The organism is Chryseobacterium sp. Leaf404, assembly GCF_001424145.1.
Taxonomy (GTDB): Bacteria; Bacteroidota; Bacteroidia; order Flavobacteriales; family Weeksellaceae; genus Chryseobacterium.
This window is the reverse complement of record NZ_LMQM01000001.1, coordinates 218,016-230,630: the sequence shown is the minus strand read 5'-3', so window position 1 is coordinate 230,630 and position 12,615 is coordinate 218,016. Positions and strand designations below refer to the sequence as shown.

11 protein-coding genes are annotated in these 12,615 nt (G+C 36.5%); all 11 read left to right on the top strand.

Annotation, left to right across the window (positions count from 1 at the left end; translation table 11 throughout):
* The first annotated feature begins 16 nt into the window (after window positions 1-16).
* The 11 genes from ASG31_RS01075 to rfbD all read left to right on the top strand — a co-directional run bounded on the left by ASG31_RS01075 (window position 17) and on the right by rfbD (window position 12,606).
* Window positions 17-1,024 carry a glycosyltransferase family 2 protein gene (locus tag ASG31_RS01075; RefSeq protein WP_056026881.1) on the top strand — a complete coding sequence of 336 codons (1,008 nt, stop codon included), beginning with the start codon at window positions 17-19 and terminating at the stop codon, window positions 1,022-1,024.
* A gap of 38 nt (window positions 1,025-1,062) precedes the next feature.
* Window positions 1,063-2,193 (top strand): glycosyltransferase family 4 protein, encoded by a 1,131-nt coding sequence (locus ASG31_RS01070; protein ID WP_056026879.1) that lies wholly within the window; start codon window positions 1,063-1,065, stop codon window positions 2,191-2,193.
* A 33-nt stretch (window positions 2,194-2,226) separates the two neighbouring features.
* Window positions 2,227-3,054, top strand: a complete 828-nt coding sequence (locus ASG31_RS01065; RefSeq protein ID WP_056026876.1) for a polysaccharide biosynthesis/export family protein — start codon at window positions 2,227-2,229, stop codon at window positions 3,052-3,054.
* A 1-nt stretch (window position 3,055) separates the two neighbouring features.
* Window positions 3,056-5,545, top strand: a complete 2,490-nt coding sequence (locus tag ASG31_RS01060) for an exopolysaccharide transport family protein (RefSeq protein ID WP_056026873.1) — start codon at window positions 3,056-3,058, stop codon at window positions 5,543-5,545.
* Window positions 5,546-5,853: 308 nt separating this feature from the next.
* Window positions 5,854-6,747 carry a DUF6089 family protein gene (locus tag ASG31_RS01055; protein WP_056026869.1) on the top strand — a complete coding sequence of 298 codons (894 nt, stop codon included), beginning with the start codon at window positions 5,854-5,856 and terminating at the stop codon, window positions 6,745-6,747.
* Between the two features lie 7 nt (window positions 6,748-6,754).
* Window positions 6,755-7,504 (top strand): polyprenyl diphosphate synthase, encoded by a 750-nt coding sequence (gene uppS, locus ASG31_RS01050; protein ID WP_056026866.1) that lies wholly within the window; start codon window positions 6,755-6,757, stop codon window positions 7,502-7,504.
* 29 nt (window positions 7,505-7,533) lie between these two features.
* Window positions 7,534-10,071 carry an outer membrane protein assembly factor BamA gene (gene bamA, locus ASG31_RS01045; RefSeq protein ID WP_056026863.1) on the top strand — a complete coding sequence of 846 codons (2,538 nt, stop codon included), beginning with the start codon at window positions 7,534-7,536 and terminating at the stop codon, window positions 10,069-10,071.
* Window positions 10,072-10,073: 2 nt separating this feature from the next.
* Entirely contained in the window at window positions 10,074-10,613 is a 540-nt protein-coding gene (locus ASG31_RS01040) for an OmpH family outer membrane protein (RefSeq protein ID WP_056026860.1), read from the top strand.
* Window positions 10,614-10,686: 73 nt separating this feature from the next.
* Window positions 10,687-11,190 carry an OmpH family outer membrane protein gene (locus ASG31_RS01035; protein WP_056026857.1) on the top strand — a complete coding sequence of 168 codons (504 nt, stop codon included), beginning with the start codon at window positions 10,687-10,689 and terminating at the stop codon, window positions 11,188-11,190.
* Window positions 11,191-11,259: 69 nt separating this feature from the next.
* Entirely contained in the window at window positions 11,260-11,745 is a 486-nt protein-coding gene (locus ASG31_RS01030; RefSeq protein WP_056026854.1) for an acyl-CoA thioesterase, read from the top strand.
* On the top strand, window positions 11,746-12,606 hold the full coding sequence (gene rfbD, locus ASG31_RS01025) for a dTDP-4-dehydrorhamnose reductase (RefSeq protein ID WP_056026851.1): 861 nt from the start codon (window positions 11,746-11,748) through the stop codon (window positions 12,604-12,606).
* Window positions 12,607-12,615 lie beyond the last annotated feature (9 nt).

Genomic DNA, 12,615 nt, shown 5'->3' with positions numbered 1-12,615 from the left:
CAGAGAATTTTAGAATATGACAAATCATTCAGAAAAAAACAAAGTTTCAGTAATTGTTCCGGTTTATAATGTGGAATTATATCTGGAGAAATGCCTGTTGTCTTTGGTGAATCAAACTTTACAGGATATTGAAATAATTGTGGTAAATGACGGAAGCACCGATGGTTCACAAGCAATTATCAATCGTTTTTCTTCTGAATTTCCAGTAAAAATAAAAGCTTTTGTCAAAGAAAACGGAGGATTAAGCGACGCCAGAAATTTCGGAATAGACCGTGCTTCAGGAGATTATATTGGTTTTGTAGACAGTGATGATTATGTTTTTGAAATCATGTTTGAAGAAATGCTGAATCTTGCAGAAAAGCATCATGCACAAATGGTGATCTGCAATATTCAGAAGGTGGATGAGCATGAAAATATTACCCAAAAACTCACCCAAATTCCCAATATGCCTGAAAAAATTGATTTGGAAACTCACTTTTCCGTTTTTTCAGATTTAAGTTATTTTGCTTGCAATAAACTGTTTAAAAAAGAACTTTTTCAGACTAAAAGATTCAAAAAAGGAGTTCATTTTGAGGATATTCAGCTTATTCCGCAACTTTTACTGGAATGCAAAACGTTAGCTCAGACCCAAAAATTTCATTATCAATATCTGGAACGCACGAATTCTATCTCAAAATCCCACACAGAAAAAGGTCTGGACATTTTAAAGGCTGTGGAAGATGTTGAACTTGAATTTCAAAAATCTTTCTATTCAAACAGATTAAGAGAACTTAAAAACTTTCAGATTTTGGAAGGGGTTTATACTTTTTTAGCTTACCTGGCTTTTGTGAAAGATAAAGAATTGTATATTGTGATGAGTAGAAAACTGAGTTATTTTATGCAGGAGCGGAATGTTAAATTTAAAGATATCTTGATATACAATCGTTTTGATAGAAATTATCTGTTATCTTTGCCATTGAAAAAAAAAATTTATTATCTGCTTTATTTTAGTGGTTTTTACACTGTATTAAAAAAACTAATGTAAGAATTGTACACTATTCTAAGTGCTGAACACACATTGGAATGAAGAATTTTGAATTGTTCTTGCTGCAAACCGGACTTCCCTTTTTTTATCTGAAAGTAGGCTTGGCATTAGTGCTTTCCTTCCTCATTACTTTTTTTTCGGTACCCACGATCATCAGAATTTCGCGTAGAAAAAACCTAATGGACGAGCCTGGACAAAGGAGTTCGCACCTCAGAAAGATACCTAATCTGGGCGGCATTGCAATCTTTTATTCTATCGGAATTTGCGCTTCGGTTTTCGCTCATGAGATTTTTGATATTTACAAATTTTTATTTGCTTCACTTGTTATTCTCTTTTACGTAGGAGTGATGGATGATATCATGGTGATGAGAGCTTACAAAAAACTTATTGCCCAAATCTTGGTTTCTGTAGTTCTTGTAATGGGTTCTGATGTGCGAATCAGAAGTCTGTTTGGGATTTTTGGCGTTTATGAAATTAATTATTTTATCAGTGTTATTTTTACTGTAATTACATTCATTATTTTAATTAATGCTTTTAATTTAATAGACGGGATTGACGGTTTGGCAGGTGGATATTCTCTCTTGTGCAGTATTCTGTTCGGGATAAGCTATTTCCGTTTAGGCGAATATAATTATCCATTAGTGATATTGTCTGTATGTATCATCGGTTCTGTGATGGCATTTTTATATTACAATCTCTCAAATTACCGTACTACAAAGATTTTTATGGGCGACACAGGTTCCATGCTTTTAGGTTTTCTCCTGGCATTTACCGCAGTTTGTTTTATAGATATTTTTATAGACAGAGAAGTTCCGGGTATGCCCCGCTATCATCTTAAATCTGCTCCGGCAATTGCGGTTGCCATTCTTATTCTGCCGATTGTAGATACGCTTAATGTTATTATTATAAGATGTATCAACAAAAAATCACCTTTTGAAGCAGATAAAAATCACATCCATCATAAGCTGATCAGAATGAATCTTACACACAGAAGATCCAGCTTTTACATCATGTGCTATTATATGATGATCATCGTGGTAGCTTACCTTTTAAGACATATTGACGTTAATCTTTTATTGATTGTAGTATTGTCATTAGGATTTCTGGGAGCATATCTTCCCGATATCGTGATGAAAGTTCAGAAACTAAAAACACAAACTAACTTTTAAATTTCTATTTTTGCAAATTAATTTTATTCAGTAATGAAAAATTTGAATTATTATCTACTTTTACTTCTAACGCTCGTTTTGTCGTCATGTATTACGCCGAAAGATGTGAAATATATGCAGCCAAGCGAAAGTCTGGTGATTAATGAAGAAGGACTTATTCCCTATAATATCCCTGTATACAGAGTTACTAAGAATGATATCCTGAAACTGGATATTGTAACTACGCCAAAAGGTGATGCTGCACAGTTTTATTCTGCGTTAAATGCTCCGGGAAGTACAGTGAACGTAAGTGTTGGTGGTGGTTCTGGCGGAAACGCACAAGTGTACTTTGCTGGCCTTAAAGTAGATTCCAGTGGAGATATTAATGTTTTTGGAATAGGATTTATTAAAGCAGAAGGCAGAACTATTGAAGATATTTCTAAAGATATTCAGGAGAAAGTAAATGAAAATTTTCAGGAAGGTAAATCTGAAGTTCGTCTAACTATTCCAGGAATTACATACTACATTCTTGGTGATATAGAAACTACAGGAATGACAGGTGAAAAAACTGCAATGAAAAATACGCTTACACTTTCTGAAGCTATATCTATCAACGGGGGACTAAACCGAACTATTGATAGAACCAATATAGTGATTCTAAGAAAATATCCTGAAGGTATTAAAAGAGCAAAAATCGATCTTACAAGGGAAGATGTGATGAACTCTCCATACTATTACGTACAGAATGGTGACGAAATTTTTCTTACCACAAGTAGACGTAGTCTTAACGGTTTTGGAAAAGACCCGGTACAGACTATTATAAGCGGCGTTTCTGTTTTCACGACAGCTTTATCAGTGTATCTACTTATCAAAAATCTATAACATGATCCCAGAAAGAGAAAATAAGACAGATAAAGTTCAGCAAAAAGAAAAAGCGGGATCTTTTGCGATTTTTGATATTGAGCATTTTATCAGAAGAGTAATCAGAAATTGGTACTGGTTTGTGCTGATGCTGATGTTGGGATATGGGATTGCTTATGTCTACGGAAAATATTACGCTCAGAATATTTATGCCTCAAACTTATCTTTAAGTGTTTCAAACAATACAGCAAGTTATTTTACACCCAATCAGTCCATCAACTTCATCTGGGGACAGGGCGGTAATCAGGACGGGATCTATTTAAAGAAAATGTTGCTTTCACGTACTCATAACGAGTTTTTGGTGAAAGAACTTGGGCTTTTTGTAAATTACAGAACAAAAGGTGTTATTAAAGCAACCTATCTGGATAAAGATGATTCACCGGTTTTTTTAGAAATAGACAGAAAACACCTACAGCAGGTAAACTATCCAGTTACCATCATTCCTAAATCAAATGGGGTGTATGAAATACAGCTGCCGGAAGAGGGGGAATCTACAAACTTATACAACTATGAGTATGAAGGTTATCACAATATCAATGCATATTCAAGGCCGGAAAACAAAACAGTTAAAGTTAATGAATGGTATACCTCACCCAATCTGAGATTCAGACTGGTGCCAAACCCTAAGGTGCAGTCTATAAAACTTGATAATATCATTGTAGAATTATCTACAGTAAACGATGCAGTTAATGGGATTATCGGTACAATGGCCGTTGATTTTGATAAAGAAATCAATACCATCATGATTATTACAAAAACGGGTTTTAACCTGAACAGTACCGTGAATTTCCTTAATAAATCTGTTCAGGAACTTCAGAAAAAAAGATTTGCAGATAAAAATATCTTAGATGAGAATACCAAAGAATATCTGGAAGACAATCTTAAGGCAATCAGAAAAAAATTAGATTCCAGCGCTCAGGTGATGAATTATCTCAAAACCTCAGAAAAACTTTATGATATCAATAACAGAGACGAAAAGTCGCTGGAAAAAATAAAGGAACTGGAAACCAAAAAAGCAGATCTTTTAAGCAAGCTTTCTTCTCTCAACACCATCAGAAACAGTGTTGACGGGCAGAATTTTGAGAAGATGATCAGTACTACAGCAGCTGGTTTTGAAGATGGGCTTTTTCAGGCATCAGTCTCTGAAATGAAAGCACTGTATGCCAAAAGAAGAGAAATGGCGGCTATCTACACCCCAAATTCTGAACCGATTAAAGAAATCAACAGACTCATCAGTGAAGCAAGGGTAAATTCTAATGGTGCATTGAGGAATTATCATACTGTTTATACTACAGAGATTTCAAAAATTAATCAGCAGATTGGCAATGCCAACATGGATCTGGAGACTTACCCGGAAAAACAGAGAAAATATCTGGATGCAGAACGTGGCTACAACATGATCGAAGCTACTTACAACAGCATACTTTCAAGACAAAACGAAAGCCAGCTGAGACTTGCTACCAATAAATCTGATATTTCTGTAATTGACCCTGCAAAAAATCTGATGCAGGGACCCATCGGACCAAACGTCAAGGGAACCAAATCAATGATTATGGGCGGCCTGTTTTTGCTACCCCTGTTTTTTATTGCAATCGGAGCATTTTTAGATACCAAAATCAGAAATATAAAAGAACTTCTGAGCGTTACCAAAATTCCACTTTTAGGAGTGATAGGAAACAACGGAGGAACAGAAAATATGCTCACTGTGCTGGAACAGCCAAAATCTTCTGTTTCTGAATCGTTCCGGGGGATTCGAGCCAATATGCGCTTTCTTTCCGGCGAAAATGACAAAAGTAAAGTTATACTCGTAACGTCTTCTGTAGGCGGCGAGGGTAAAACCTACATTTCTATCAATCTCTCGTCGGTTTTAGGTCTTAGTGATAAAAAAACAATCCTTCTGGGGATGGATTTAAGAAAACCTAAAATTTTCAATGATTTTAATATCGATAATAAATACGGAATCTCCAACTACCTTACCGGTGAAGTGGGAATAGATAAAATTATCAACAAAACAAGAATCCCGAATCTGGATGTGGCTACGTCAGGGCCAATTCCTCCAAATCCTTCTGAGCTGTTGATGAGCGAAAAAAATATGCAGTTTATAGATGAGCTGCGTACCATGTATGATTTTATCGTAATAGATTCTCCTCCTGTAGGTTTGGTTGCAGACTCATTTGAACTGATGAAGCATTCTGATGCCAATCTGTACGTAGTAAGACACGAGTATACCGAAAAGTATATGCTCAAAATGATAACCGAAAAGTATCACGATAACGAAATCAAGCATTTGGGAATTGTGTATAATGATTACAACGTCAAGCAGGGTTACGGTTATGGCTATGGTTACGGCTATGGTTACGGGTACGGCTATTTTGATGAGGATAAGAACTACAAAGAGCCATTCTTAATCAGAGTGCGAAATAAATTACGGGAGTTTTTCAATAGGAAATAAATATTAACCCTCTTTTTTTTGAGGGTTTTATCATTTTTAACAAAACCCGCTTTTGTTTTTGCTGAAAACGGTAATAGCGTCACTGCATTTTTTAAAGTTTTTTCAGAAAAATTTAAAAGGTCTGAAAAATATTAAAAACCGTCGCAAAATAGCATAAAAAGAATATTTTTAACATTTTGCCGTTTAGTTACATATTAATTATGTTTTTTTGTTTATTTTTAACTAATCATTAAGATTATCATTAATATAAAAATGTTTTATATTTGCAAAAATTAAATTTTAAAATAACCATAAATCCGTATTCTTTTATGAATAAAAAATTATTGTTTAGCTTCCTTGCCATTTTTAGTGCGATGGTATCAGTGAACGCTCAAAGAAACGAATTGGGAATTCGATTGGGGATGAGTAATCTAGTCGGTGATATAGGCAAAACAAACTATATCCTGCAAAAACCTTTGGATTTAGACAGAGCTTCAGAATGGGGATTTCCTTTTTATGGTGGTTTATTATACAGATTTAATTTTAACCCTTATCAGACTGTAAGATTAGATGTTGGTTACAATCAGGTACAGTTCAGTGATAAAGCAGCAAAAGAAGAATACAGAAGAAACCGTAATTCTTTCGGTAAGAACGATATTTACGAGGCAAGTTTACTTTTTGAATATAATCTTTTTCCAGTAAACAACGAGCAGATGAGTATGCTGAGCCCATATGTGTTTGCAGGTTTTGGAGGGATTATGTTTGATGCACCTAAAGCTACCGTAAGACATGATTACAGAAGAGATGCCAACGGTGTTGCTCAGGCGCCAATTGATGAGCTCGATTTTGTGACGACTGTAGATTACTCTCTCGGAAAAAAAATAACACCTATTGTACCTTTTGGGGTAGGTTTAAAATATAAATTCAACCACGGATGGGCTGTTTTTGCAGAAGCTACTTTCAGACTCGCGGTTACAGATCAGCTGGATCACAGCAAAGTCCTTAAAACAGATGTGAACTCAAGCTATAATGCAGAAATTTTAAGCCCTACCACCGGAGGATCATTACTGGAGACAGGAAATTATTTTATTGTTTCTAAAGAAAGAGAGGCAGAATTTATCAGAACCAGAAACGTAGGAGATGGTGAATCAAGAGATTGGCTGAATACCTTCAGTCTTGGTCTTACCTACTCATTCGGAAGACCTCCTTGTTATTGTGATTAATTAAATTATGTCGTTGATTAAAGATAAAATAGACCCCGAAAAATTACCACAGCACGTCGCAATCATCATGGATGGTAACGGCAGATGGGCAAAATCGAGGGGTGAAGAAAGAACATTTGGCCATAAAAACGCCATTGATGCTGTAAGAAATGCAATTAACGCATGTAATGAAGTTCATATTCCTTACCTTACTCTCTACACATTTTCATCAGAAAACTGGAACCGTCCTCAGGAGGAGGTGAGTACCCTGATGAATCTTCTTACCGAAACCCTGCTTTTGGAAGCGGAGGAGATTTTTACCAAAGGCCTACGTCTGCACGTTATTGGTAATGTAGATAAGCTTTCCGCTTTGGTGAGAGATCAGCTGATGCATGTGATAGATCTTACCAAAGATAATACCAAAGGCAATCTGATTCTCGCAATAAGCTATGGCTCTCAGGAAGAAATCCTGAATGCTGTAAAGAAAATCGGTAACGATGTGAAAGATGGAAAAATTGATGTGGAAGATATTAACGAACAGTTATTCGAAAATTACTTATATACCAAAAATTTCCCTCCTGTAGATTTGTTAATAAGAACCAGCGGCGAAGTACGCATCAGCAACTTCCTGCTCTGGCAGATCGCTTATGCAGAACTGCAGTTCCTTGATATTCTCTGGCCGGATTTCTCAAAAGATGTTTTCTTTCAGTGTATTGTAAATTATCAAAACAAAGAAAGAAGATATGGCCTCACAGGAGAACAAATCAAAATCCAGTAAATTTTTTAGAAAAGAAAGACTACGATAAAATGAAGTTTAGATTATTACCCATCATCATGTTTGCAGCTTCTGCACATTTTTATGGACAAGTAACACCACAAGACAGTACCGCTGTAAATACAAGCATACTGGCAGATAGTCAACAGGGAACTTACACCCTTAAAGATATTGTTGTGGATGGGGTAAAAAAATACACGCCTGCTCAGGTTCTGAGGTTTACAGGTCTGTCTAAAGGGGAGTTGGTGGATATTCCGGGGCAAAAGATCAGTAATGGGATCAAGAAACTTTGGGATTCACAGTCTTTTTCTGAGGTAGAAGTGTATGTAGAAAGCGTTGAAGGGCAAACGGTAGTTCTTAGATTTTATCTTCAGGATCTTAAAGAGCTCGGTGAAGTAAAATTTAAAGGTAAAGGAATAGGGAAATCTAAAAACGAAAAACTGGCGAAAGATAACAATCTGAAACCGGGAACTAAGATTACCCAAAACCTTGTATCAAGTCTAAAGACCAATCTTCCAAAAGACTATGTGAAGAAAGGATTTGCAGATGCCAGCATCAGTATCGAAGATAAGGTGAATGCCAATGATCCGAATATGGTAGACTGGACGATTAATGTAGACAAAGGCAAGAGAGTAAAAATCAGCCATATCGAGTTTGAAGGAAACGATAACGTAACCGACGCTAAGCTCAGAAAAAAAGCTTTCAAAGAAACCAAACAGAAAAGATTTGGTATCGGAGGAATCTTAAAGTCGTCAAAATTTATCGAAGATAAGTATAATGAAGACAAACAAAGTCTTGTAAATTACTATAACTCTTTAGGATACAGAGACGCGAAAATTGTTTCAGATTCTGTCTGGAGGAATAATAAGAATAATTACGAAATCAATGTAAAATTATCTGAAGGTAAAAAATATTACATCGGTGATATCTCTTTTACCGGAAATACAGTTTACCCTACAGAATATCTTCAGAGAATTCTGGGGTATAAAAAAGGTGATATTTATGATGCCGTAGGTTTCAACAAAAAAGTTGGAGAAGACGGAGGGAAAGAAGATGACACAGACATCAAATCGATGTATATGAACAATGGTTATCTTTTCTCAACCGTTACACCGGTAGAAAAATCTGTGAACGGTGATGCCGTAAACCTTGAAATCCGTATCAATGAAGGGGAGCAGGCTACCTGGAACCGTGTGACCTGGGAAGGAAATACAACCACTCATGACCACGTAATTCTTCGTTCGTTAAGAACAAAGCCGGGAGAGCTTTTCAAAAAGTCTGAAATCAAAAGAACCTATTTTGATCTTGCCGGGATGTCATTTTTTGATCCCCAGCAGATTGGGCAGGATATCAACCCTAATCAGCAGGATAACACGGTTGATGTAAACTGGAAACTGGTAGAAAAAGGATCTTCACAGGTGCAGCTTCAGGCAGGTTACGGTGGTAACAGCTTTATCGGGACTTTAGGTCTTACCTTTAATAACTTCTCTCTGAGAAACTTCCTTAAATTTAAAGACTTCAGACCTGTACCTCAGGGTGATGGGCAGACCTTATCCATTCAGGCGCAGGCTGGGCAGTATTTCCAGAATTATGGGATTTCATTTACAGAACCATGGTTGTTTGGTACAAAACCAACAGCACTTTCTGTAAGTTTAAATAACTCGAGAGTAAACTACAGCCAGTACAACGGTCCGGATCAGAGATTAAATATTTTCTCTGCAACCGTAGGTCTTAACAGGCTTTTGAGATGGCCTGATGATTATTTCTCTTTATACACAGGTCTTCAGTTTCAGAAATATAATTTCAGCAACTACCCTTTTGAATTTGGTAGTTCTACAGAATTGTACGGTACTGCAAATAACCTGAGTTTAAATATTGGTTTAAGCCGGAATTCAGCGGGAATTGACCCGATTTTCCCTACCATGGGTTCAAATATTGAATTATCTGGTAAATTCACACCACCATATTCACTTTTCAAGAGCAAAGATTATGCATCGATGACTCCTGTGGAAAAATATAAGTGGATGGAATTCTACAAAATCAAGTTTAAAGCTGATGTGTATAACGAAGTTCTCGGCAAACTTGTCTTGAGATCTTCAGCCGAAATGGGCTTTATGGACGGTTACGACAAAGCACTGGGAGCACCGCCATTCGAAAGATTCTATGTAGGTGGAACCGGTCTTTTCGGAGGTAGATTTGACGGTAGAGAGCTTATTCCTCTAAGAGGTTACGAAAATGCTTCTACGTATGGAGGCACCACAGATGATATTACACCTACAGGTGGAGGTACTATTTACAACAGATTTACGTTAGAGTTAAGATATCCAATCTCAATGAATCAAACGGCCAAGATTTATGCATTAACTTTTGCAGAAGGAGGTAACGTCTGGAACTCATGGCAGGGCTACAACCCTTTCCAGCTGAAAAGATCAGTAGGCGTAGGGGTGAGAGTTTACATGGGAGCCTTTGGTTTAATTGGTTTCGACTTCGCATACGGTTTCGACAAAACAGTATTGGGAACAGAGCCGGCAGGTTGGAAGACACACTTCTTAATGAACCAATCTTTATAATTATGCAAACTTTAAAAGCTTTTATTTTTCTATTCGTATTTTCTGCATTTTCATTTGTGAATGCTCAGAAAATCGGTGTTGTAGATACAGAATATATCCTGGGAATGCTCCCTCAGTACAAAGAAGCTGAAGCAAGACTGAATTCTCAGATAGATACCTGGCAGAATGATCTGCAAAACCTGCAGTCTGAATATGAAAAGAAAAGATCTGCTTTTGAAAACGAAAAAGTACTGCTGATTGGTGATCAGCTCAGACTTCGTGAAAAGGAAGTTTTGGATTTGGAAAAAAATATCAAGACAACCACCAGTTTAAGATTTGGTTCTACAGGAGAAATCAGTAAACTGAGAGCCAATCTGATGACTCCGTTTCAGGATCAGATCTGGGCAGCAATCCAGAGAATGTCTGAGAAAAACGGCCTGGGCATGGTTCTTGATAAAACAGACAACAACGTAATTTTCCTTCAGAAGAGATATGACTACACCGATAAGGTTTTAGATATTCTTCTAAAGGATACAGATAAAGAAAAAAAGAGCAAAAAATAAATTCCGGTTGCAGTAATTAACTTTTTACTATTTTTGCAATCAAAGAAAAAACAAAATTATCTATTTACCTATTATGAAAAAATTAAGTGTATTATTTGCAGCGATATTGATGATGGCCTCTTTCGGAATGGCTAAAGCGCAGAAAGTTGCTACTTTAGATGTATTCGGAGTACTGAACGCAATGCCGGAGAAAAAGAAAGCGGATACTGATCTTAAAGCTTTTGCAGATACTAAAGAAGCTGAAATCAAGAAAAAAATGGAAGCAGCCCAAACAAAGTATGATCTTTACATGAAAGAAGCTCAAACTAAAACTGAAGCTGAAAACAAAGCCAGAGGAGACGAAATGAAGAAACTTCAGGATGAGATCACTGCAATGCAGCAAAAAGCTCAGAAAGATCTTCAGGCTAAGCAGGATACTGCTTTCAACCCAATTGAAGCTAAATTAAACACTGCTATCGAAAAAGTTTCCAAAGCTGGAGGTTATGAGTTTATCTTAGATGGTAATTCAACTTCATTAGTTTACAAAAACGGTGCAGATATCACTGAAGCTGTAAAAAAAGAACTGGCTATTAAATAATTTATTTAATTCCGGATAATAATCACCACCTTTATTCTTTATTAAAGGTGGTTTTTTTATTTTTGTGCCATGAATAAAGAATTATCAACCACGGTAAAAGTCAGATTCAGCGATTGCGATCCGATAGGCCATCTGAATAATGTGAAATATCTGGACTATATGTTCAATGCCAGAGAAGATCATGTGGAAGAGTTCTACGGCTTTACCTATGAAGAATACACAAAAAAAAGCGGCTGCACCTGGATTGCCGTTCAAAACGAAATAGCCTACATCAGGGAAGTGCGCTACAATACTCAGGTGGTCATCAGCAGCAAAACCATTGAAGTTGGCGAGCGTACCGCAAAAGTAGAGATTCTGATGAAAAGCCTTGACGAAAAAAGCATCCACGCGGTGCTTTGGGTAACGGTGATTTATTTTAATGTGAAAACAAGACGTTCAGAAACTCATCCCCAGGATATCATCGAAACTTTCGGTAAATTCTATGTTGATTTGGAACAGAAGGATTTTCAGTCCAGAGTAAAATTTTTAAGAACTCAAAACGCAAAAAATTCATAAATGAAAAAAATAGCTGTCATTGGCGGAAACGGACAATTAGGAAACTGTATCAGAAAACTGGCTTTCGATTTTGAAAGTAAGTATGAATTTATTTTTACAGATTCAAAAACTTTAGATATTACAGATAAAGATCAGATTGATGATTTTTTCTACGACAATAAACCGGAATTCTGCATTAACGCTTCAGCGTACACGGCTGTAGATTTGGCTGAAAAAGAAGAAGAGAAGGCATTTGCTGTAAATGCAGTGGCAGTAGGTAATCTTGCCGAAGTCTGTAAAGAATATAAGACAACTTTAATTCACGTTTCTACAGATTACGTTTTTGATGGTGAAACCAATTTAGACTATTCTGAAGACGATTTCACAAGTCCCATTGGAGTTTACGGAGCATCAAAAAAAGAAGGTGAGGAGCTGGCTTTGGAGAATAATCCGAAAACCGTTATTCTCAGAACTTCATGGCTGTATTCCGAGTTCAACAAGAATTTTGTGAAAACTATGCTCAGCCTGTTTCCACAAAAAGATGAATTGGGAATTGTAGGAGATCAGTTCGGGCAGCCAACCAACGCCAACGATTTGGCAGAAGCCATTTTAAAAATTATCGAAACAGAACCGAAAACATACGGAATTTTCCATTTCTCAAATTATCCGGAAACAACATGGTATGAATTTGCTAAAAAAATAGCTGAATTTTCAGGTTCGTCCATAAAACTGAACTCTTTAACAACTGAGCAGTATCCAACTCCGGCAAAAAGACCGAAAAGAAGCACGATGAATCTTGATAAAATTGAAAAAGCTTATCAGATCGAACCAAAACATTGGGAAAACAGCCTGCAGGATGCGGTTACAATTCTTCAAAATTAATTTTATTTC

What these genes read in the sequence shown, in the direction of transcription:
- ASG31_RS01075 (WP_056026881.1), top strand. Translation starts at nt 17, where the DNA reads ATGACAAATCATTCAGAAAAAAACAAAGTTTCAGTAATTGTTCCGGTT.
- ASG31_RS01070 (WP_056026879.1), top strand. Translation starts at nt 1,063, where the DNA reads ATGAAGAATTTTGAATTGTTCTTGCTGCAAACCGGACTTCCCTTTTTT.
- ASG31_RS01065 (WP_056026876.1), top strand. Translation starts at nt 2,227, where the DNA reads ATGAAAAATTTGAATTATTATCTACTTTTACTTCTAACGCTCGTTTTG.
- ASG31_RS01060 (WP_056026873.1), top strand. Translation starts at nt 3,056, where the DNA reads ATGATCCCAGAAAGAGAAAATAAGACAGATAAAGTTCAGCAAAAAGAA.
- ASG31_RS01055 (WP_056026869.1), top strand. Translation starts at nt 5,854, where the DNA reads ATGAATAAAAAATTATTGTTTAGCTTCCTTGCCATTTTTAGTGCGATG.
- uppS (WP_056026866.1), top strand. Translation starts at nt 6,755, where the DNA reads ATGTCGTTGATTAAAGATAAAATAGACCCCGAAAAATTACCACAGCAC.
- bamA (WP_056026863.1), top strand. Translation starts at nt 7,534, where the DNA reads ATGAAGTTTAGATTATTACCCATCATCATGTTTGCAGCTTCTGCACAT.
- ASG31_RS01040 (WP_056026860.1), top strand. Translation starts at nt 10,074, where the DNA reads ATGCAAACTTTAAAAGCTTTTATTTTTCTATTCGTATTTTCTGCATTT.
- ASG31_RS01035 (WP_056026857.1), top strand. Translation starts at nt 10,687, where the DNA reads ATGAAAAAATTAAGTGTATTATTTGCAGCGATATTGATGATGGCCTCT.
- ASG31_RS01030 (WP_056026854.1), top strand. Translation starts at nt 11,260, where the DNA reads ATGAATAAAGAATTATCAACCACGGTAAAAGTCAGATTCAGCGATTGC.
- rfbD (WP_056026851.1), top strand. Translation starts at nt 11,746, where the DNA reads ATGAAAAAAATAGCTGTCATTGGCGGAAACGGACAATTAGGAAACTGT.